General features: G+C 68.4%; 19 protein-coding genes. 11 read left to right on the top strand and 8 right to left on the bottom strand.

What is annotated here, in order from left to right:
* Nucleotides 1-57: 57 nt before the first annotated feature.
* A complete protein-coding gene (locus tag ACIBK2_RS41315) occupies nucleotides 58-1,311 on the bottom strand; it encodes an oxygenase MpaB family protein (RefSeq protein WP_396975916.1) in 1,254 nt (417 codons plus the stop codon).
* Nucleotides 1,312-1,411: 100 nt separating this feature from the next.
* On the opposite strand from ACIBK2_RS41315, the gene ACIBK2_RS41320 reads away from it, so the two are divergent.
* Nucleotides 1,412-2,056, top strand: coding sequence for a TetR/AcrR family transcriptional regulator (locus ACIBK2_RS41320; protein ID WP_396975918.1), 645 nt, complete (start codon nucleotides 1,412-1,414; stop codon nucleotides 2,054-2,056).
* A gap of 100 nt (nucleotides 2,057-2,156) precedes the next feature.
* Here the strand turns inward: ACIBK2_RS41320 and ACIBK2_RS41325 are convergent, their stop codons facing one another.
* The 3 genes from ACIBK2_RS41325 to serS form a co-directional block, all read right to left on the bottom strand.
* Nucleotides 2,157-3,578: an MFS transporter gene (locus ACIBK2_RS41325; protein ID WP_396975920.1), complete on the bottom strand. Its 1,422-nt coding sequence runs from the start codon at nucleotides 3,576-3,578 to the stop codon at nucleotides 2,157-2,159.
* A gap of 145 nt (nucleotides 3,579-3,723) precedes the next feature.
* A complete protein-coding gene (locus ACIBK2_RS41330) occupies nucleotides 3,724-5,589 on the bottom strand; it encodes a putative bifunctional diguanylate cyclase/phosphodiesterase (RefSeq protein WP_396975922.1) in 1,866 nt (621 codons plus the stop codon).
* A 237-nt stretch (nucleotides 5,590-5,826) separates the two neighbouring features.
* Nucleotides 5,827-7,089, bottom strand: coding sequence for a serine--tRNA ligase (serS, locus tag ACIBK2_RS41335; RefSeq protein ID WP_396975924.1), 1,263 nt, complete (start codon nucleotides 7,087-7,089; stop codon nucleotides 5,827-5,829).
* 92 nt (nucleotides 7,090-7,181) lie between these two features.
* Between serS and ACIBK2_RS41340 the strand changes: the two genes are divergently transcribed.
* The 7 genes from ACIBK2_RS41340 (at nucleotide 7,182) to ACIBK2_RS41370 (ending at nucleotide 13,760) form a co-directional block, all read left to right on the top strand.
* On the top strand, nucleotides 7,182-8,882 hold the full coding sequence (locus ACIBK2_RS41340) for an aldehyde dehydrogenase family protein (protein ID WP_396975926.1): 1,701 nt from the start codon (nucleotides 7,182-7,184) through the stop codon (nucleotides 8,880-8,882).
* A gap of 78 nt (nucleotides 8,883-8,960) precedes the next feature.
* Nucleotides 8,961-10,091 carry a septum formation family protein gene (locus ACIBK2_RS41345; protein WP_396975928.1) on the top strand — a complete coding sequence of 377 codons (1,131 nt, stop codon included), beginning with the start codon at nucleotides 8,961-8,963 and terminating at the stop codon, nucleotides 10,089-10,091.
* A 9-nt stretch (nucleotides 10,092-10,100) separates the two neighbouring features.
* Nucleotides 10,101-10,451 (top strand): metallopeptidase family protein, encoded by a 351-nt coding sequence (locus ACIBK2_RS41350; RefSeq protein ID WP_396975930.1) that lies wholly within the window; start codon nucleotides 10,101-10,103, stop codon nucleotides 10,449-10,451.
* 159 nt (nucleotides 10,452-10,610) lie between these two features.
* Nucleotides 10,611-10,931: a PE domain-containing protein gene (locus ACIBK2_RS41355; protein ID WP_357380045.1), complete on the top strand. Its 321-nt coding sequence runs from the start codon at nucleotides 10,611-10,613 to the stop codon at nucleotides 10,929-10,931.
* 42 nt (nucleotides 10,932-10,973) lie between these two features.
* Nucleotides 10,974-12,149 (top strand): PPE domain-containing protein, encoded by a 1,176-nt coding sequence (locus ACIBK2_RS41360; protein ID WP_396975932.1) that lies wholly within the window; start codon nucleotides 10,974-10,976, stop codon nucleotides 12,147-12,149.
* Nucleotides 12,146-12,976: an ESX secretion-associated protein EspG gene (locus ACIBK2_RS41365; RefSeq protein WP_396975934.1), complete on the top strand. Its 831-nt coding sequence runs from the start codon at nucleotides 12,146-12,148 to the stop codon at nucleotides 12,974-12,976. The genes ACIBK2_RS41360 and ACIBK2_RS41365 overlap by 4 nt, the downstream gene beginning before the upstream one ends.
* Before the next feature lie 238 nt (nucleotides 12,977-13,214).
* Nucleotides 13,215-13,760, top strand: coding sequence for a phosphatase PAP2 family protein (locus ACIBK2_RS41370; RefSeq protein ID WP_396975936.1), 546 nt, complete (start codon nucleotides 13,215-13,217; stop codon nucleotides 13,758-13,760).
* A gap of 99 nt (nucleotides 13,761-13,859) precedes the next feature.
* On the opposite strand, the gene ACIBK2_RS41375 is transcribed toward ACIBK2_RS41370, so the two are convergent.
* The 3 genes from ACIBK2_RS41375 to ACIBK2_RS41385 form a co-directional block, all read right to left on the bottom strand.
* Nucleotides 13,860-14,543, bottom strand: a complete 684-nt coding sequence (locus ACIBK2_RS41375; protein ID WP_396975938.1) for a histidine phosphatase family protein — start codon at nucleotides 14,541-14,543, stop codon at nucleotides 13,860-13,862.
* Nucleotides 14,540-15,454 carry a prephenate dehydratase gene (gene pheA, locus ACIBK2_RS41380; RefSeq protein ID WP_396975940.1) on the bottom strand — a complete coding sequence of 305 codons (915 nt, stop codon included), beginning with the start codon at nucleotides 15,452-15,454 and terminating at the stop codon, nucleotides 14,540-14,542. Before pheA ends, ACIBK2_RS41375 begins: the two co-directional genes overlap by 4 nt.
* 202 nt (nucleotides 15,455-15,656) lie before the next feature.
* The gene (locus ACIBK2_RS41385; protein ID WP_396975942.1) at nucleotides 15,657-16,073 is read right to left on the bottom strand and encodes a hypothetical protein; all 417 of its coding nucleotides are present in this window, start codon (nucleotides 16,071-16,073) and stop codon (nucleotides 15,657-15,659) included.
* Nucleotides 16,074-16,244: 171 nt separating this feature from the next.
* On the opposite strand from ACIBK2_RS41385, the gene ACIBK2_RS41390 reads away from it, so the two are divergent.
* A complete protein-coding gene (locus ACIBK2_RS41390; protein WP_396975944.1) occupies nucleotides 16,245-17,012 on the top strand; it encodes a DUF2470 domain-containing protein in 768 nt (255 codons plus the stop codon).
* A 283-nt stretch (nucleotides 17,013-17,295) separates the two neighbouring features.
* Here ACIBK2_RS41390 and ACIBK2_RS41395 read toward each other — a convergent pair whose 3' ends face one another.
* Complete coding sequence (locus ACIBK2_RS41395; protein ID WP_396975946.1) at nucleotides 17,296-18,090, bottom strand: CPBP family intramembrane glutamic endopeptidase; 795 nt, start codon at nucleotides 18,088-18,090, stop codon at nucleotides 17,296-17,298.
* A gap of 416 nt (nucleotides 18,091-18,506) precedes the next feature.
* Between ACIBK2_RS41395 and ACIBK2_RS41400 the strand changes: the two genes are divergently transcribed.
* Both ACIBK2_RS41400 and ACIBK2_RS41405 read left to right on the top strand, forming a co-directional pair.
* A complete protein-coding gene (locus ACIBK2_RS41400; protein WP_396975948.1) occupies nucleotides 18,507-19,835 on the top strand; it encodes an LCP family protein in 1,329 nt (442 codons plus the stop codon).
* Between the two features lie 10 nt (nucleotides 19,836-19,845).
* Nucleotides 19,846-20,394 carry a ferritin gene (locus ACIBK2_RS41405; protein ID WP_396975950.1) on the top strand — a complete coding sequence of 183 codons (549 nt, stop codon included), beginning with the start codon at nucleotides 19,846-19,848 and terminating at the stop codon, nucleotides 20,392-20,394.
* Nucleotides 20,395-20,405: the final 11 nt, after the last annotated feature.

A 20,405-nucleotide genomic window follows, 5' to 3' on the forward strand; every position in this document is an offset into this window, starting at 1 on the left:
GCGCCGGAACAGTTCGTGCGCAGGGCCGGAGGGTGGCTGGGTCGAGGCGACTGCGGGTCAGCCTGCGCGCAGGGCGGGGCGGGTGGCGTAGGTGTCGTGGCGGGCGTAGGTGCGGTCGCCGCCGTTGCGGGCGATGGAGCCGCGGACCAGGCGGGTGCGGAGGCGGGCGCCGAGGTTTTCGTGGAAGCGGGTGGCGCCGGGGAGGATGCGGCGGGGCAGCTCGAGAGCGCCGTTGACGACGGCGGTGGCCATGACGGCGCTCTGGAAGAATCTGCTGTCGGGCAGACCTAGGAAGTCGGCGTTGCTGGGGCCGAGGATGATTCGGCTGTACGCGACCATGTAGGCGGTGATCACCCGGCGTAGCGCGCGCTGCGCGGCGGTGGTGTCGCCGACGAACAGGCCGCCCGCCGCGGGGATGAGGGCCTGGGCCAGGCGCTGGGAGTCGGCGTCTGGAATGAATTCGGTGTCGGCGAGGATCCAGAAGGCGCGCCAGGTGTCGGTCTCGCAGGTCGGCAGGATCTCCGGGTCGACGCCGAGCAGGAACCCGACGTAGCGCCAGAGCTGGAAGACGGCGTCCTTCTCCTTGGCCGAGAACTGCAGGCCGAGTGCCTGGGCGCCAACGAGATTCGCCATGGAGAACAGGCCGAGGGTGCCGACGGTGAGCACCTGGTTGATCGGATGGTCCCACGCCTCGTAGTCCCAGTCGGGCCGCCGGTTCATGCCCGCGCGCACCAGCGCGTGCATCAACCGCACCCGCAGCACGCTCTTGTAGCCGACCGCATTGCGTTGCAGGCCACCGGGAGTCGTCACGTCGAGCCACCACTGGGTGGTTTCGGCGAGGCGGCGCGGCGCCATCGCGTCGAGATCGCCGGTGCCGACCAGGGTCTTGTCCGCGCGCGAGGCCAGGTAGCCGCCCATCAGGGCGAACATGCCCATCGCGATGCCACCCCAGACGCTGGTGCGGCCGACGACGCGGGCGCCGCGGTCGATCTTCTCCCGATCCAGCCAGTACGGATCGGCTTCCACCTGTTCGAAGAACGCGGCCAGTTCCGCAGGGGCGTCCGGTACGGCGGCGATGCCGCGTTCGACCGCGACCTCGAACATCCGGCGTCCCTCGCCGACCGGCAGCTGCTTGAACATCGCGACCATGGCGTCGGCGAGCGGGTCGCCGACGGTGGTGAATCGGCGGAAGGAGTCGCGCTGGGCGGCGGTGCAGCTCAGGTCGCCGGGTGCGAGCACGGGCACGGCGTACTTGTACGGGAACTCCGTGAACAGCTGCGGAGTGGGCAGTTTCTGGTTGTCATGCGCCATTGCACTTCACCCGTCGGATCGAGGTTCGCGGTCGAGCATTCTGACAAGACCGTCCCACAGAATCGGATATCTGGCAAGGATGTATGCCAGAATGGTTCGGATGGCTACCACCTCGCGGTCCTATGGCGGCGTGCCGATCGAGCAGCGCAGAGCGCGGCGGCGCGCCGCGCTGCTCGACGCCGCGCAGGAAATCATCGGGACCTCGGGTTTCGCCAAACTGACCGTGTCCGGGCTGTGCGGCCAGGCCCGGCTGTCCGAGCGGTACTACTACGAGAGCTTCAGCGATCTCGACGCGGTGTTCAGCGAGCTGTTCGACCGGATCGTCGACGAGATCGGGCAGGCGGTGGTCACCGCGTTCGTCACCACGCCCACCGATATCCGCGCCAAGACCAGGGCGGCGATCGCCGCGGCTATCGACCTGATCGCCGACGACCCGCGCAAGGCCCGCATCGCCACCGTCGAGGCGCAGCTGAACCCGGCCCTGCTGATGCGCAGAGCCGAGGTGATGCGCTCGTTCGCGGGCATCATGATGGCGGTGTGCGCGGACGAGGTGGGCGCCGAAGTGGTCGAAAGTGCCGGTGACCAAGCCGAATTCGCCGCCACCCACCTGCTCGGCGGCCTCTGGGAAACCACCAACAGCTGGCTTGCGGGCACGCTCCCGGTCACCCGCGCGGCGCTGATCGATCGCTCCACCGACCAATTCCTGCTCACCGCAAGCCATCTCATCGGCGCGCCGCTCGACTAGTCGTCGAACGGGACCAGGCTTCGGCATCGGCCGAGTCGCAGCATCGCCATGCCCCGCTCGACGAAAGCACACGGCCGCCCCTCCGGGCGGAAGAGGTGGCTCATTCGGTCGGCCCCGAGCCGGGAGGCCTCGGCGGTAGCCAGGACGGGGTCAGCAAGGCGATCGGGAGCATCGTCGCGCCCAGTAAGGCGAGGGTGGTGGACATGGACCACCAGGTGGTGGCGAGCGCGGCGAAGGCGAAGACGGCCAGGGCGACGACCTCGCCGAGCAGGCCGGATACCGAGGTGACGGTGGCGCGGGCCGGGCCTTCGATCGCGTCTTGCAGACGCGCGCCGGCGACGACACCGGCGTTGTAGACGATGCCGTAGGAGAGGCCGATCGCGGTGAAACCCAGGCCGGTCAGGACATACACGGCGTTCGGGCGGTGTTCGGCGAGTCCGGCGATCAGTGCGCCGCCGAGGAACAGCACGCCGCCGAGGCAGACAGCGATCGCCATCGTGCGGCCGGACATGCCTTCGGTGCGTCCGGCCAGGACCGAGCCGCCCAGCGAACCGAGGACAGTGAGGCCGACGAGCAGCGGCACCACCGCGGTCGACACACCGACCGACTCGGCGAGCAGGGCGAAGTACTCGTCGAAGGCGGTGATACCGAACAACACAGCGCCGAGCAACACGCCGTTGCGCACCGCGCGTACTCGAATCGCTTCTCCGACACCGGTCTTCACCATGGTGCGGTAACGGGCGAACGGTCCCGCCGTACGCCGATGCTTCGCGTCGGCGTCGCCTGATACGACTCGATCACCAACCGTCGTTGCGAGACCGTCAGTGCTGACATCCCGATTCGGCTCGGCCGCACGATCATCCGGCGGCGAGGTGCCCCTATCCGCCGATGATCTGGCTGCCGGTGTCGTCTCTTCGTCTTCCAGTTCATCGATTTCAGCGGCGGAGACCACCTTCGGCGCGCTGGGGAACGACATCGCGATCATCGTATGCAGTGCGGCGAATCCGACGCTGGACCAACCGATCAGCGCGTACCCACCCCACAGGTACAACGGTGTGGCGGCGACGATCCCGACGACTATCGCGGTTTCCGAGGCCGCGCGGGTGTAACCGAGAATGCGGGCGTAAGCGGACTGCTCGCCGCGAGCGGCCAGGTCGTCGTACAAGAGCGCTTCGAAGGTGCCCGACACCAAAGCGCCTGCGGCACCCCACAGTACGAATCCGACGGCGAAGCCCAGGTAGGTCGGGAGGAGGGTCCACAGGGCGAATCCGGCCGTCAGCAGGACACCGCTGAGGGCCAGGAGCGCGCGTCGCGACACCGTGTCCGCCCACGCACCGGACGGCACCTCGAGCAGAAACGCCGTGGTCGACCAGATCGCGAACAATGACGAAATCTGCCCGGTACTCAGCCCATGGTCGGCGAACAGCAGGGAGTACAGCGCGTACAGCGGGATCAGGTCGCCGATGCCCTTGAACAGCACGGCGCGGATCGTCAGCGAGCGCAGCGACGGAACCGTCGGCACCCGGAGCGGGGACGAACGTGGATGAAGACTGTGCGTGGCGGCGCTACCCGTCAGCCGGGCGAGCACCCATCCGACAGATCAACAGACGTAGACGATCAAACGCATGTTGTTGAGCATGCGAGCCCGGATAGGCCACGTCAAGCAGTTATCCGAGCGGCAGCCAACCGTTGGCGGCATGCATCGAATCGCCGTCGTCGAGCTCCCGGCCGATCGTGCCTGGCCCGACCCGTCCGTGGTTCTCGTTGAGGTCGCTGATCAGGTCCGCCACTGGATGCGAGTCGCTGTAGTGGTAACCCTGCGCGAGGGCGAAGCCGAGTTCGGTGAGCACCGCGGCCTGGTATTCGGTCTCCACGCCTTCGGCGATCACCTGCAGGTCCAGCGCGCTGCTCAGCGCGGCGATCACGCCGAGCAGCGGCGGCGCCGGGGAGTCGGAGCGGATCGCGGCGACGAAGGACTGATCGACCTTGAGGATGTCGCTCGGCAGCGTGGCCAGCCTGCTGAGCGAGGAGTACCCGGTGCCGAAGTCGTCGATGGCGATGCGCACGCCACGGTCGCGCAGGGTGTGCAGATTCGCGATGGCGGTGTGCGATTCGGCGGCCAGCTCGCTCTCGGTCACCTCGAGCACCAGTTGCTCGGCCGGCCAGCCGGTGGTGGCGAGGATGCCCGCGACACGGTCCGCATAGCCGGCCTCGGCCAGCTCCAAACCGCTGACGTTCACGTTCAAGGTCAGATCGAGCTGCGCGAAGGTGTCCTGCAGTCGCGCCGCGTCCGCGCAGGCCCGGCGCAGCACCAGCTCGTCCAGATCGGAGATGAGGTCGTATTCCTCGGCGACCCGAATCAGGCCCTCGGTGGTGACGTCCGGCTGCGCGCTCGACGACCAGCGCAGCAGCGCCTCGACACCGACCGCCTTGCCGCCGCCCTCGGTGAGGCTGACGATCGGCTGGTAGTGCACGTCGAGCAGGCCGCGGTCGATGGCCTCGCGCAATTCCACCGCGAGCGGCAGCTGGCGCGAGGACTCGAGCACCGTCCGGTTGCGGCCCGCCTGCTTGGCCCGGTACAGGCCGACGTCCGCCCGGCTCACCAGCAGCGAACCGGATTCGCCTGGCTGCCAAGAGGTCACGCCCGCCGAGCAGCCGGTGGTCACCGCCGCGCGCAACTGCTCGGTGAGCAGGATGGCGGCCTGCTCGGTGGTGTTCGGCAGCAGCATCGCGAACGCGTCGCCGCCGTAGCGGGCCAGGCGCTGGTCCGGCGCAAGCAGTTTCGACCAGGTGTCGGCGACCCGCTGCAGCACGGCATCGCCGGCCCGGTGGCCGAGGTGGTCGTTGATCTTCTGGAAGCGGTCGAGGTCGACGAGCACCAGCGCGAGCCCCTGGCCGGTGCGGGTGGCCTGCTCGATCGCGGCGTTGAGCGCGCGATCGAAGCCGCGCCGGTTCAAAAGGCCGGTCAGCACGTCGATATCGGCTTCCGACGCCATCCGGGTGAGGATGCCGACGACCACGCCGACGCCGAGGGTCACCCCGGCCGGGATCAACCCGGACCACCACGGCAAGCCGGGATGCACCGGCCGCAAGGGCAATACCCACAGACACAGCACCATGGCGAAGGCGATGTGCGCGGCGGCCTGCGACCACGCGAAGAACAGCGCGGCGTCACAGGCGACGAAGACATAGAAGGCGGCGAGGCTGATCGCGCCGACGGTATTGGGGAAGGCGTAGACCGCGACCGTCACCAGCACCGTCGCGATGGCGACGTACCCGTGATGGACGGAGTGCGGCAGCCGCGGACCCCACGCGAGCAGGGTGAGTCCGAGCGTCAGCGCAATCGCCGCAGCCGTGCCGACCAGCGGCCGATTACCCTCCTCGCCCGGGGCGATCGCAGTAATCAGCAGACCCAGCACACCACCCATGACGTAGAACGCCCCGGTGGTCCGAGCCATGACCATAGCTGTCGCCAGCGCCGATGCCGCCCGCACCCGGGTTCGGGTATCGCCGCGCGCCCCGATTCCTCGCACGGGGAATAGCCTAGACACAACGAATCCCAGCGGTTGCCACATCCCGTGAATCCGGCATGGCGAACTGGTAGCTATTCATCTTCGCGAAACATTCGGGTAGCCAACGCGACTTGGCCACCGGTGCCCACAGTCCACATTCGTCGGCACCGGCGCTGTCTGTACAGAGGCGAACCGCAGGCAGTTCGGACGGGCGGATGTCCGCCTATCGCCTGCTGGCGCGGCGGACTTCGGCTATGCCTACTTCGGCGGAGTCAGCACCTCGGTGCCGACGAACGGGACCAGCGCCGCGGGCACGCGCACCGAACCGTCGGCCTGCTGATGGTTCTCCAGGATCGCCACGATCCAGCGGGTCGTCGCGAGCGTGCCGTTCAAAGTGGCTGCGATCTGAGGCTTTCCGTTCTCGTCGCGGTAGCGGACCGAGAGGCGGCGAGCCTGGAAGGTGGTGCAGTTCGAGGTCGAGGTGAGTTCCCGGTAGGTCTGCTGGGTGGGCACCCAGGCCTCGCAGTCGAACTTGCGCGCGGCCGAGCTGCCGAGATCGCCTGCGGCAACGTCGATGACCCGGTACGGGACCTCGACGGCGGCGAGCATATCCCGCTCCCAGCCGAGCAACCGCTGATGCTCGGCGTCGGCCTGCTCGGGCGTGGTGAAGACGAACATCTCGACCTTGTCGAACTGGTGCACCCGGATGATGCCGCGGGTGTCCTTGCCGTAGCTGCCCGCCTCGCGACGGAAGCACGACGACCAGCCCGCGTACCGCTTCGGGCCGTTGCTCAGGTCGAGGATCTCGTCCGAGTGGTAACCGGCCAGCGGCACCTCCGAGGTGCCGACCAGGTAGAGGTCCTCCTCGGCGAGCCGGTAGACCTCCGAGGCGTGCTGGCCGAGGAAGCCGGTGCCCGCCATGATCTCCGGGCGCACCAGCACCGGCGGGATCATCATGGTGAAGCCGTTGGCCACCGCTTTCTGCGCCGCCAGCTGCAGCAGACCGAGCTGCAGCAGCGCGCCGTAGCCGGTCATGAAGTAGAAGCGGGCGCCGGAGACCTTCGCGCCGCGTTCCATGTCGATCAGGCCGAGCGACTCGCTGAGATCCAGGTGGTCCTTCGGTTCGAAATCGAATTCCGGTGGCGTGCCGACATTTTCGAGCACGACATAGTCGGCCTCGCCACCTGCGGGCGCGCCGTCCTGCACCACGTTCGAGATGGCGCGGTGCGCGGCGTCCATGTCGGCGTCGGCGGCGTGCTGCGCGACCTCGGCCTCCTTGACCTTGACCGACATCTCCTGCGCCTGCGCGAGCAGCCCGGAGCGCTCGTCCTTGCTCGCCTTGCCGACCAGCTTGCCCATCGCCTTGTGCTCGGCACGCAGGTTGTCGGCGGTGGCCACCGCCGCGCGGCGTGCCGTGTCCGCCGCGAGCAGGGCGTCGACAAGGGCGGGGTCTTCGCCGCGGGCACGCTGCGAGGCGCGAACCGCGTCGGGGTTGTCCCGCAGGAATCGGAGGTCGATCATGGGTCCTCAGCCTAGTGGTCCGGCTATTACTGTTTCACCCCGATATCCCAGGACGCTGGCCACTCGGCCGCTGACGCGCGCATAGTTGGCTTGTGGGTACAACTTTCGACGAATCAGCGATCGATGAAGCACTGGCCGAGCTGACCGCGGGCGCGAAGGTGTGGGCACAGACCCCCTTGCGCCGCCGTCGCGAGCTCCTCGACGACATCCACGCCCGGACCGGACGCTTCGCCGACGACTGGGTGCGGGCCGCGCGGACCATCAAGGGCCTGGACGTGGACTCGCCGCTGGTCGGCGAGGAGTGGATGTCCGGACCGATGACCCTGCTGCAGGCCACGGCGGCGCTGTCCGCGACCATGGCCGCGCTCGAGGATGGGCGCAGTCCGCTCGATGGGGTGTCGATCAAAGCCGCGCCGGGCAATCGGGTCGCGGTCCCGATTCTGCCGCTGAGCACCTATGACCGACTGTTGCTCAACGGTTTTCACGGCGAGGTGTGGCTGCGGCCGGGCGTCGACGCGGCAACCGCGCGGCGGCGGGCCGGGCTGGCGCAGCTCGATCCGACCGCGACCGGCGGCATCGGGGTCGTGCTCGGCGCGGGCAACATCACCTCCATTCCGCCGCTGGACGCGTTGTACGAGCTGTACGCGCACAACCGGGTGGTCGTGCTGAAGCTGAACCCGATCACCGATCCGCTGTACACGGTGTTCGAGATGGTGTTCGCGCCGCTGTGTGAGCTGGGTGTGCTGCGGATCGTGACGGGTGGCGCGGCGACCGGCGGCTACCTGGTGCATCATCCGGACGTCGCGCATGTGCACATGACCGGCAGCGCGCAGACGCACGACGCGATCGTGTGGGGAGCAGGGCCGGAAGGGCTGGAACGCAAGCAGGACAAGCGGCCGCTGCTGGACAAGCCGATCACCAGCGAGCTGGGCGGGGTCTCGCCGACCATCGTGGTGCCGGGTGATTGGTCCGATGCCGATCTGCGGTTCCAGGCCGAGCACGTGGCCACCCAGCGGCTGCACAACGGCGGTTACAACTGCATCGCCGCGCAGGCCATCGTGCTCAGCAAGGACTGGGCGCTCAAGGACAAGTTCCTGGCCGAGCTGCGCACCGCGCTCGCGCAGGCGCCGCAGCGGACCGCTTACTACCCGGGTAGCGACTCGCGGGTGGCCGACGCGCTCGCCGCCTATCCCGACGCCGACCAGGTCGGATCGGGTCGGGTGCTGGTCGAACATTTGCCGCTCACCGATACGCCGCTGTTGCGCACCGAATACTTCTCGCCCGTCCTCGGCGTAGTCGAACTGCCCTATGCGGATGGCGAATTCCTGCAGCAGGCGGTCGATTTCGCGAACAACGAACTCACCGGCACGCTCGGCGCCAACGTGCTCGCCCATCCGGCGACCATCCGCAAACTCGGCATCGGCTTCGACCGCGCCATCGAACGGCTGCGCTACGGCGCGATCGCGGTGAACGCGTGGACCGGGCTCGCCTTCCTCGCCCCGCGCGCCTCGTGGGGCGCGTTCCCCGGCCACACCCTCGACGACGTGCAGAGCGGCATCGGCGTGGTGCACAACGCTTTCCTGCTGGACGACGTGGAACGCACGGTGGTGCACGGACCGTTCCGGCCCGCACCGCGCTCGGTGCTGCACGGTGAGCTGGCGTTGTCGCCGAAGCCGCCGTGGTTCGTCGACAACGCGGCCGCGGCGGAGACCGGACGCAAGCTGACCGAGTTCTACGCGAGCGGCAACCCGGCGCGTATTCCCGGCATCTTCGTCTCCGCGTTCCGCGGCTAACCGGGCCGGGCAGGGCGAAAAGGGCTGATCAGACCGGGTCGTGGCACTGCGGCGCGGAGGCTGCCATGATGGATCGCGATGTCCTCCTCCGATCGTGCACCCAAGCCAGAGCCATCGAGCCGGCTGACCAAACGTGGCCTGCCGTCGCGCCCCGGCGGGGCGCGGCGTTCGCTCGACACGTTTCGGGGCTTGTTCACCGGTGATACGCCGTTGCCCGCGCCGACGCTGCGCTGGGGACTGTTGCTGGTGGCCGCGGGTGCCGTGATCGCCGCGCTGGTGACGTTGTTCGTGACCGGGTTCGACAACAACAAGATCGAGGCGCACACGCCGGGCTCGCCCGGTGAGCCGGTGGTCGACAAGGAATTCGGCACCGCGGTGAAGGGCGACTGCCTGAGCTGGTCCAAGCCGGACCACTCCGATCTGTTCAAGGTGCGCTGCGATACCAAGCACATGTTCGAGGTCGCGGCGGATGTCGATATGAGCAAGTACCCGGGCAAGGAATTCGGGCCCGGCTCGCGGTTCCCGGACTCGCTGCGGCTGACCGAACTGAAGGAAGAGCACTGCGTGCCCGCGGTGCAGCAGTACCTGGGCGGGAAGTTCGATCCGCGCGGGCGCTACATCGTCGGGTTGATGTATCCGAGCCCCGACGGCTGGCAGCACGGCGACCGCACGCTGCGCTGCGGACTGCAGTACGCGGCGAGCACCGGCACGCCGCCGTCGGTGGGCAGCGCCGCCGAACACGATCAGTCGAAGGTGTACGGGCCCGGCGTATGCCTCGGCATCAATCAGAACCTGCCCACCGACCCGGTGGATTGCAGTCAGGTGCACGCGGTGGAGGTCGTGTCCACCATCGACCTCGGCCAGCGGTTCCAGGGCGGGCCGCCCGCCAAGGATGATCAGGACAAGTTCGTCGAGGACGAATGCGCGCGGACCTCGTCGGACTATCTCGGCGGGCCCGATGTGGTGCGCAACAAAACGCTGACGCTGTTCTTCGATTATCTGGACGCGCGCAGCTGGCTGGCGGGCAGTCGCAAGCTGGACTGCATGGTCGGCAAGGGGGCCGATCGAGAGGGATTCGCGCCGATCACCGGTTCCGCGAAGGGCGACATCCTGATCAACGGCCAGGCCCCGCAGCCGCCGCCGAACACCGGGCGCTCGACCCCGACGCCGCTGCCCGGCGCGGCGCCGCTGCCCCCGCAGCCGAGGTAATCCGCGACGATGCCGGTCTCCATGTCCGAGGACCGTTTCGAGGAGCTGGTCGGCGACGCGCTCGACCGCATTCCGCCGGAGCTGGCCCGAGCCATCGATAACGTGGTCGTGCTGATCGAACCACGCAATCCGAAGGATCCACATTTACTCGGGCTTTATCGCGGGATCGCGCTGACCGAACGCGACAGCCACTACGGCGGCTCGCTGCCGGACACGGTGACGATCTATCGCGAGTCCATCCTCGCCATCTGTGCGGACGAGGATGAGGTGGTGGAAGAGGTGGTAATCACCGTGATCCATGAGATCGCACACTATTTCGGCATTGACGAAGACCGCCTACATCAGCTGGGATGGGGCTAGTCTTTATCCCAGCTGTAAGAGTGCGGTTGCAGTTGGGGTGAGACAGGAAGAAACTTTAGGGGATTCGATGGAACCGATCGCTTCGCTGTCGCGTCCTATCACTCGAAGGGGGAATTCTCGTGGTTCCGCCCCATAGCCGCCACTAGAAGGAGTCGAGTCATGGTTGGCCACGTATTAGTACAACCCGAAGTCGTCCTCGCTGCCGCCGCTGAGCTGGATCTACTCGCCGAGCGGCTGGCTGCCGCCGCCGCGGTGACCGCGCCCGCGACGCACGTCATCCCCTCCGGCGTCGACGAGGTGTCGCTGCACGCCGCGAACCACCTCAACCGTGGCGCGATGACGCACGACCAGGCGGTCGCCCAGGGGATCCTGGAGCTGCATCACGCCGCCGCGACGTTGCGCAGCCAGCTCGTCACCCACATCGGTGAGGACGTCGCCCGGGCGGGCGTCGTCAGCATCATCAGCGGAACAATCGCTTAACGCCTGCGGGCATCGCAAACAGCACGAGCAAGGGGAGAAAGCATGACCGCAGGAATCACCGGGGTGTTCTGGCTGCCCCGCCTCGCAGAAGGAAACTCGATCGCGCTGAACTCGGGCGCGCACGCCATCCCGATCTCGGCCGCGGCCACCGCCTGGGGCGGGCTCACCGCCGCCTGGGTCGACGCCACCGCGACCGTCGCCCGGGTGATGGCGGAGCTCGGTGTCGGCATGCAGGGCATCAACGGCATCTCGGCGCTGTCCAAGCTCACCGGCTTCATCGGCTGGGCCGAGCAGCAGGGCGTCATGGCGGCCACCATGGGCTCGAAGGCGGCGGGCAACGCGATCGCGTACACCGTGGCCTCGCTGGCCATGCCGAGCATCCCGGAGATCGCCGCCGTCGACGCGGCGCGGGTCGCCGCCGCCTCCACCGGCGGTGTGCTGAACGGCTCCTCGGAAGCGGCCGAGGCGGCCAAGGCCGCGCTCGACCTGCGGGCGGCGCTGACCATGGAGACCTACGAGGCGGCGACCACCGCGATGGTGCTGACGCCGGGCGAGTTCATCAACCCGCCCGCGATCGCGCACGGCGCGGGCACCGCGGATTCCGCGGGCCAGGCCGATCAGGCGTACCAGGCCACCAACGCCGATCCGGTGCAGACCGCGATCTCGACGGCGGCGGCGCTCGTGAACAACCCCGGCGTGGTCGGCGCGGTGACGCAGGCGGCGAACGTCGCGGGCTCGGTGGCGACCACCGGTGTGTCCACCGCGGGCACCATCGGCTCGCACGCGATCGCGGCCGTCAGCAGCGTCGCGGCACCCAGCGTCAGCAGCGTCGCACCGGCCACCATGGTCGGCGGCGCGGGTCTGGCGTCCGCCGCGGTGTCCGCGGGCACGCGATCCGCGTCGTTCGGCTCCGGGGCCTCGGCCTCGCTCAGCAACGGTTCGATGAAGCTGCCCGAAGGCTGGGGCTCGAGCACGATCGGTGGCGCACCCACCGCGGCGCCGGTCGCCGAGAACGTCTCGGTCAGCCAGCCCACCGCGGCACCGGTGCAGCGCAACAACACGCCGGGTAGCCCGTTGCTGGGCAACCAGGTTCGCGACGAGGACGACGAGACCGAACACAAGAGCCAGGACTACCTGCGCTCGGAGCACTTCAACGACGGCCGCTACGCCGCCGACGGAGTGATCGGCGCCGACGCAGCCGGTTCGGCCGCTAAGTGACGGTGCTCGGTGCGGGCCGCGGCCCGTCGATGCTCGCGTCGGTGGTGTTGTCGCTCGACGAGATGCAGTTTCTCCTGGAGAAGCTGGAGATCGACGAGGTGCCCGTCGTGCTGGACGCACGCGGGCAATACGACAACGTGGCCGATCACGATGCCGCGATGGCCGTGGCCGCCCAGTCGCTCGCCGATCGGGAACTGCTGATCGGCGACGTGATCCATCAGGAACTCGAAGACCGGCTGCTCGCGCTGTACCGCCCGCACTGGGTGGTCGCGCTGCGGCTGTTCGTGGACGGTCAGGCGAGTCGCATGTGTCTCGCGAAGGGCGACGATGTTGTCACCGTCGCCCTGCGCGGGCCGCAGTCCTACGTGATCGACGAGGCCGAGGACGACCTGCCCGGCCCGGTGATCGCGGCCCTCGGCCCCGCCGAGCCGCTCGACCTCACCGGCATGCGGGCACCCACCGAACAACTGGTCCCGATCTTCGACGACACCGGCGACGCGGCAGCCACCACCACCCGGCTGGCAAAGGTCGGCACCCCACCGGCCGACGCCCAAGCCCTCGCCTCGGCCATGGTGCAGATCGACTCACACGCCGAGATCGTCGCCGTCGTGTACGGCGACGGCACCCGCGACGTCACCGACAACCACATCGCCGTCTTCAACACCCGCGGCGGCCGCTTCATCGCAACCGCAAGCAAGTCCGACGACGGTGTGAAGTGGACGTCGCTTGCCACCGGAACCCCGGCACGATTGCGAACAGCGTTGCAGGACTTGATCAGTGAACTGCCGGAGCGTGCGGAGTTCCCGCGCAAGCCGGAGCAGGTCTAAGGGCTCGGTCGTTCGAGGCGAGTCAGGCCGACATCGTGGCGCACGGATTTGCTTGTAGCGCAGGACATTGCCAGCAAGTTCGTGCGCGTGAGCAGAATACGTGCGCGTGAGTTATGCGAGACAGTGCGCTTTTCGGCGAGGGTCGGCAGTATGGCCTCGTGTGGAAGTGTCAACGAGTGGGCCGACGATGTAGCGCGTGGTTGTGCATGACGGAGCCGAGTGGTCGCGAGGCGCAGTCATGAAGGTGGATCGAATCATCATGACCTTTCTTGACGCTCATCGAGATCCGGCGGTCACGACGGCGGCGCGGTGGGCGATGGATTTCGGCACCAGTTCACTCGTGATTCTGGGGTGTGGTGTCGTTGGGCTTGTCGTGGTGATCGTGGGTGGGTGGTGGCGGCTTGGCCTGGTGACGGGTGGCGCTGCGGTGTCGGCGTCGGTTCTGACCTGGGTACTGAAAACGATCATCGGCAGACCGCGGCCCTCGGCAGACGTGTCGATTGTGCAGGTGGGTGGCTGGTCGATGCCGTCCACGGTGGCTGCCCTTACGGCAGCCAGTGCAGCGACGCTCATCCTGAGCGCTGCGTGGTCCGCGACATCGGTGCGATGGATGATAGGTGTCGCTCTGACAGGGATCGTTGTGGTGGTGGGCTGCGCGATGGTGTACCTAGGTGCGCATTGGCCCAGTGATGTACTCGCCGGCTGGTTGCTCGGCATCGGCGTCGCGACCCTCGCCACCCGCCTGTCCAGATCAATACAAGATGAGCGCGCGGCAACGTCCTGATATCGGCCACTCGACGCCGTTCGCACAGTGCGCACACGGTCCAGCCTGGACTCGCCTCGAATTGGTTTGCGGCGCAACGGGTACCTCCGCAACGTGCCGCTAGCCCATTGGGTCGTCGGAGGTGGGGGCCACGTCGTAGCCGAAGGGTGGGGTGAAGTGGCCCCAGCGGGTGCAGTCCCAGGTGCCGTCGGGGAGGGGGACGAGTTCGATGGTTTCGGTGTTGTCGAGGTGGTTGTTCGTGGTGAATGGGGGGAGGACGTCGGCTAGGTAGCGGGAGACCAAACGCATTGCGGCGCCGTGGTTTACCAGGAGGACATCGCCGGTGGTCGAGTCCGGGGTCAGGTACGTTTCGCGGAGTTCCTCGATGATGGGGAGGAAGCGGGCGAGGACGTCGCGGCCGGATTCGCCGCCAGGGACGCGCTGGTCCAGGTCCCCGTTGTGCCAGGCGCGGTAGATCCGCTGGAAGTAGAGGTGGGCCTCTTCGCTGTGCTTGCCCTCCAGGTCGCCGGCCTGCACCTCTTGCACGTTGTCCAAGACGACGGCGGGCACGCCGGTTGCGGCTTCGATGTAGCCGGCGGTTTGGCGGGCGCGTTGCGCCGCGGAGCAGAACAGGACCTGCGGCGGGTTCAGCAGGTTCTCCCCGAACAACTTGGCTTGTGCCGCACCGCGTTCGGTGAGCGGTAAGCCAGGAACCTTGGTGTCGAGCAGCTTCGCGACGTTGCCCTCGGTCTCGCCATGCCGGACCAGAACCAACTTGCCCGGGCCGATCTTTGCTTCGGTCACAGATCCGCCACCCCCTTTCGTAGCTGGGTCAGCCACTCGGCGGCCGCGTCGTCCGAAGGCGGCGGCGTGCCGGTGGCCGACGTCGCGGCCCAGGAACCGAGGAACCGGATCCGGGCGGTGCGATGTAAAGCCTTGAGCGCCTCGGCCACCGCGGTGTCATCGATGTGCCCGACGCAGTCGAGATAAAAACGGTAGGTGCCCATGCCCGTGCGGGTGGGGCGGGATTCGATCCTGGTCAAATCGATGCCGCGAGTAGCGAACTCGGCGAACGCGCGCATCAGCGAACCCGGCTCGTTGGTCAACTCCAGCACGATCGACGTGCGGTCCGCACCGGTCGCGGGCGGCGCCACGCATGGACGGGTGACCAGCACGAAACGGGTGATCGCCTGCTCATGGTCGGCCACGCCGGAGGCCAGCACCGCCAACCCGAGCCGCGCCCCGGCCAGCGCCGTCGACACCGCGGCATCCGCATTGCCCGCCACCACGTCCTCGGCCGCCGCGGCGTTCGATGCCGACACGTAGGGCTGCGCCTGCGGCAGCTCCCGCGACACCCACTCGCGCACCTGGGCGGCGGCCACCGGGTAGGCGGCCAGCGTGCGCACCTCGGACAGGCTGGTGCCGGGGTGACCGAGGATCGTGAAGGTCACCTCCAGTTCGGTCTCCGCGACGATCTGCAGCCGCGGACCGATGGCGAGGGAGTCGAGCGTCGCGGAGATCGAGCCCTCGACCGAACTCTCGATCGGCACCACCGCCCCCGTCACGTCGCCGGACCGGATCAGCTCGAGCGCGGCCCCTTGACTGGGCGCGGCAACCCGCTCGACGACCCCTTCGAAGGCCCCCGAGGTTTCGAGGTCGGCAAGGGCCATCTCGGTGAAAGTTCCGGAGGGCCCGAAGTACGCGATACGCGGCACGGTTACGACCTTACTTGCGTCCGCGACCGGCGCCCCCGCTATTAACCACCACCCCCACCCGACCAGGCTTTTCCGCCGCCGACCCCAGCGCGCCGCGGCCGCTCGACGGTCCGCCGGTGACATCCCGAGCTACCTCACCGCAGCCACCCGGTGACGGTGGCGGCATCGGCCGTCAGGCCCGTCGAGGTGTGTCAGTCATAGGTCAGGGGCGGGCTAAGGGGTGGAGGGCTTGGGTTACTTCGGCGATGGCGTCGGTCTCGATGGCGAGGAGGACGGTTCGGAGGGCTTCTACCGCAGGGGGTTTCAGGGCGTTGAGGAAAGTGGTGTCCGGGGTGGCGAGGGCGGTGCGGATGTCTTCGCCGCAGAGGGCGGCGGCGGTGGCGGCGACGATGGCCAGGGCGCGCGGGCCGGAGGAGGTGCGGGCGATGAAGCCGGTGTCGGTGTGGACGATGGTGGCCAGGAAGGCGGCGATGTCCGGGTCGGGGGCGTCCGCGTCGAGGATCGGGGCGGTGGTGCCGGGGTGCGGGGCGCGCACCAGGCCGTCGACGATGCTGCGTCGGGCCGGGGTCGTCAATGCGATGAGTACTGGTTCTGCGGTTGATTCCGATCCGTGCGCCACTGATCCACCGTAACAACCGGGTCCGGGCACGCTGCCGAGCGCGGACGCGCGGGCGAATTCTCAGGATCAGGATGGGGCGAACGGTTGCGGATGTTCCGCTCGTCACTTAGCTTAGGGTAACCTAATTGAGCGCCCGAGCGAGGCGAACAACGCCCGACCACGGAGGTTTGCATGCCGCGTCCGACACCGACTGTCACACCGTCCACCGCAGAGCGGGTGCGCAGTGCGTGCGCGCATGCCGAACAGGCGGTGCTGGCCATGCCGGGCATCGACCCGACGCCCGTCTCCGTGCATCACGTGCGCGAGTGCGGCGACGCGGTGATCGCGGTGCCGACCACCTCGGTGGCGGCGATCGTGGCCGGGAACTCCCCGGATGCCGGTGCGCCCGCGGTGCTGGAGCTCACCGATCACGCGCCGCTGCCGCTGCGCGAACCGGTTCGCGCACTGGTGTGGCTGCGCGGTTGGGTGCGCGCGGTGCCCGCGCAGGCCCAGCGCGCGCTGGCCGGTGAGGTCGCCAAGGAGAACCCCGATCCCGGCCTGCTCGACGTGGGACACACCGCGACCCTGCTGCGACTGGTGATCAACTCCGCGGTGGTGGCCGACTCGACCGGCGCCGAATCGGTGAGCATCGACGAACTGCGGCTGGCCCAGCCGGATCCGTTCTGCACCTTGGAATCCGCCTGGCTGCAGCACATGGACGCCGACCACGCGGACGTCGTCGCGCAGCTGGCCCGCCACCTGCCGCCCCGGCTCCAGCACGGCATCGTGCACCCGCTCGCCATCGACCGCTACGGCCTCACCCTGCGCATCGAGGGCCGCGACGGCGACCACGACTTCCGCCTCCCGTTCAGCTCCCCCGCCGACGACATCGAATCCCTCAGCCGCGCCGTCCGCACCTTGGCGGGCTGCCCATTCCTCAACGGACTCCGCCGCATCTGATCACCGACTGATCCGGCCGGTCGCTCAACCCCTGACAACTAGCCGACTGCGGGCATTCGTATTCGCAGAACAGGTTGAACTCCAACCCAATTCGGCCGACTTCGCACCTTCTGCTTGGTACTTCACCTAGCGCCTGAGCCCTTGATTGATGTGCGAGGAACCATGCCTGTCCGCAGTACGGGTCTCGGCTCGCCCACCGGTCGGGGGCGTCGGGTCCGCCGGCGATCTCGGCCACCGTCAGACGTGGTGTTCGAACTGTGTGGGTGCTGGCTGACGGGGTTCGCTATGGCAGCCAGGACACGTGGCCGTGCAGGATCGTATAGCCGAGGTAGGCGACCGTGTCGATGGTGGCGTGCGCGAGGATCAGTGGCCACAGCTTGTTCGTGCGCTGCCAGTAGCGCCCGAAGATCAAGCCCATCACCAGGTTTCCGATGCCGCCGCCGAGGCCCTGATACAGGTGGTAGCTGCCGCGCAGCAGGGCCGAGGCGAGCAGCGACGAGTTCTCCGACCAGCCGAGCTTGCGCAGCCGGGTGATCAGGTAGGCGACCACGATGATCTCCTCGGCCAGCGCGTTCGCGCAGGCCGACAGGATCAGGGCGGGCAGTCGCCACCAGTGGTCGCCGAGCGACGCGGGCACGATCGTCACGCTCATCCCCATGGCGTGTGCGGTCAGATACAGGCCGAGGCCCGGCAGGCCGATGATGGCCGCGAGCACCAGCGCCGGCACCACATCCGCGCGCCAGCGCAGCCGCGCCGCCACCCCGATCAGGCGCGGCCCGATCCCGCTGCGCCACAACAGATACAGGCCCAGCGCCGCCCACCCGACCAGCCGCGCCACGCTCAGCAGCTGGAACAGCAGATCGATCGTCGACTGCGCGGACCGCGACGGATTCAACGCGACGGTGCGCCCGCCCACCCCGCCTGGCGCGAGCGCGCTCTCCACCAGCGACAGCGCCGCGTTGAGCCCGCTCAACCCGAAGGTGACCACCAGCACGACCGCGATCTCGAGCTTGATCCCGAGCCGCTCCCGATCCGTCACCTCGGACTCGCCGCTCTCGGCCCCGGACTCACCACGCATGGACTCGAATGTATTGCCCATCCGCGACCAGCGACGCGCACGCCCCGCGCGCCGCGCCCCTCGAGTCATTTCCGCCGCACTCCGAACACCCTTAGCGCCGCCGCTACCCCGCACTGCCCGGCAGCCCGGACCGTCGTCCGCGCGGCAGCCGACGCGGTGTCGACAAACACATCGATCCGCCGACATCGCCCTCACCTGCATCGATGCGACCGAGCCGAGCTCGTGATCCAACTGTTCTCCACTTTGCGATAACAGCGCGGCGGCACAGGCGAATTCATAGAGAGTGCACCGACGGACGGGCACTGAGACCGGCGCGACGTACGCAGGGCAGTTGGGTACGACGAACGCCGGAATCGGAGCGAGATCATCCGTCGCACGACCTCCCCGAACGACGACGGATAAGTAGAGTCTCAGTGATGAATGGCGACGACCCCCAGTACCGCGCGCGGATGCGCCGGGTGCCGCCGCCCGGCCAGCCGCCGATGCAGCGTCCCGGGCCGCACCGCGCTGGGCCACCGGGTGACCCGCAGTCGCCCTACATCGAGCCGACCCAGGTGCTGCACCGCGGCGGCCCGCAGCAGCCGCTCGCGTATTCGCAGGTCCCGCCGGAAAACGTCGCGTCCCGCAGGCCGCCGCCGCCGGACAAGCCGTACCGGGCACCGACCCACGCGCCGACGCAGCAGCCGGTCCCCTATCGCGAGGGACCGCCGCCGCAGCGGCCGTACCGGGGCAGCCCGCCGCCGCCGCCACCGCCGCCCGGTCCGCCGCGCGGCGAACGTCAGCCGCGTCCGCCGCGGCCGCGCCGCAAGCGCCACTACTTCCGCTGGTTCCTGGTCCTGCTGCTGATCCTGATCGTGGCCGTGGTCGGCGCCGTCGTGAAACTCGACGGCTCGCTGACCCGCATCCCCGCGCTGGCCGGCTATGCCGGTCGGGTCGGCGATACGCCGGGCACCAACTGGCTGCTCGTCGGCTCCGACGGCCGCGCCGGCCTGACGCCCGAGCAGGAGCAGGAGCTCGCCACCGGCGGCGAGGTCGGTCCGGAACGCACCGACACGATCATGCTGGTGCATATCCCGAAGTCGGGTAAGACCACGGTGGTCAGCCTGCCGCGCGACTCCTACGTCAGCATTCCGGGCAACGGCAAGGACAAGCTCAACGCCGCCTTCGCGATCGGCGGGCCGCAGCTGCTGGTGCAGACCGTCGAGATCGCGACCGGCGTGCACATCGATCACTACGCGCAGATCGGCTTCGGCGGTTTCGCCGGGGTCGTCGACTCGCTCGGCGGCATCGACGTCTGCGTGCCGAAGGCGATCGACGATCCGCTGGCCGGGATCAATCTGCCCGCGGGCTGCCAGAAGCTGAACGGACCGGAGGCGCTCGGCTTCGTGCGCAGCCGCGCGACCGCGCTGGCCGACCTGGACCGGATCAACAATCAGCGCATCTTCATGGCGGCGCTGGTGAAGAAGGCGACCAGCGGTGCGACGCTGGCCAACCCGTTCAAGCTGTGGCCGCTGGCGACCGACACCGTGAAATCGCTGAAGGTCGACGACGGCGACCATATCTGGAATCTGGCGCAGCTCGGCTGGGCGATGCGCGGCGACACGATACCGACGACGGTGCCGGTCGGCGGCTTCGAAGATACCGACAGCGGCAATGTGCTGCTGTGGGACAAGAACAAGGCGGGCCAGTTCTTCGATGCGATTGCCTCGGACAGACCGATTCCGGAGGACCTGCTGACGCGGTAGCGTCGATTACATGACGGATACCGAGCTCGATCAGCCGTTCCCCACTTTGCTCAGCACGCAGATTCGTCGCGGTTTCACGGCCGCGCAGCAGTACCTCGCGGCCGCCGTGTATCTGGACTCGAATCGGTTGCCGCAGTTGGCCAAACACTGCTACGCCAAGTCCGACGAGCAACGCGCACACGCACTACGGATGGTCCAGTATCTGCTCGACCGCGATCTGGGGATCCAGATCGGCGGCCTGGACGAGGTCCGGTCCACCTTCGAATCCCCCCGTGCCGCAATAGCTTTCCTGCTGGCGACGGCACAGACCAGGAGCGGGCAGATCACCGGGCTCGCGCGCGCGGCCCGCCAATCGGGTGATTATCTCGGCGAGCGCTTCATCCAATGGTTCCTCAAGGAACAGGTCGACGAGGTCGCGAAGATGACCACGCTGTTGACCGTGATCGACCGTTCGACGAGTGATCTTTTCGACGTCGAAGACTTCATCGCGCGCGAACTTCGGGCCCCGCAACGGGTCGACAACGCGACCCCGAGAATGGCTGGGGCAGCGAAGAATTAATTAGGCAATAC

This window comes from Nocardia sp. NPDC050175, assembly GCF_044459885.1.
Lineage (GTDB): Bacteria > Actinomycetota > Actinomycetes > Mycobacteriales > Mycobacteriaceae > Nocardia.

Bases quoted from the DNA above. Each gene is read 5' to 3' on its own strand.
- ACIBK2_RS41315 (WP_396975916.1), bottom strand. From the start codon at position 1,311: ATGGCGCATGACAACCAGAAACTGCCCACTCCGCAGCTGTTCACGGAG.
- ACIBK2_RS41320 (WP_396975918.1), top strand. From the start codon at position 1,412: ATGGCTACCACCTCGCGGTCCTATGGCGGCGTGCCGATCGAGCAGCGC.
- serS (WP_396975924.1), bottom strand. From the start codon at position 7,089: ATGATCGACCTCCGATTCCTGCGGGACAACCCCGACGCGGTTCGCGCC.
- ACIBK2_RS41345 (WP_396975928.1), top strand. From the start codon at position 8,961: ATGTCCTCCTCCGATCGTGCACCCAAGCCAGAGCCATCGAGCCGGCTG.
- ACIBK2_RS41350 (WP_396975930.1), top strand. From the start codon at position 10,101: ATGCCGGTCTCCATGTCCGAGGACCGTTTCGAGGAGCTGGTCGGCGAC.
- ACIBK2_RS41355 (WP_357380045.1), top strand. From the start codon at position 10,611: ATGGTTGGCCACGTATTAGTACAACCCGAAGTCGTCCTCGCTGCCGCC.
- ACIBK2_RS41360 (WP_396975932.1), top strand. From the start codon at position 10,974: ATGACCGCAGGAATCACCGGGGTGTTCTGGCTGCCCCGCCTCGCAGAA.
- ACIBK2_RS41370 (WP_396975936.1), top strand. From the start codon at position 13,215: ATGAAGGTGGATCGAATCATCATGACCTTTCTTGACGCTCATCGAGAT.
- ACIBK2_RS41390 (WP_396975944.1), top strand. From the start codon at position 16,245: ATGCCGCGTCCGACACCGACTGTCACACCGTCCACCGCAGAGCGGGTG.
- ACIBK2_RS41395 (WP_396975946.1), bottom strand. From the start codon at position 18,090: ATGCGTGGTGAGTCCGGGGCCGAGAGCGGCGAGTCCGAGGTGACGGAT.
- ACIBK2_RS41400 (WP_396975948.1), top strand. From the start codon at position 18,507: ATGAATGGCGACGACCCCCAGTACCGCGCGCGGATGCGCCGGGTGCCG.
- ACIBK2_RS41405 (WP_396975950.1), top strand. From the start codon at position 19,846: ATGACGGATACCGAGCTCGATCAGCCGTTCCCCACTTTGCTCAGCACG.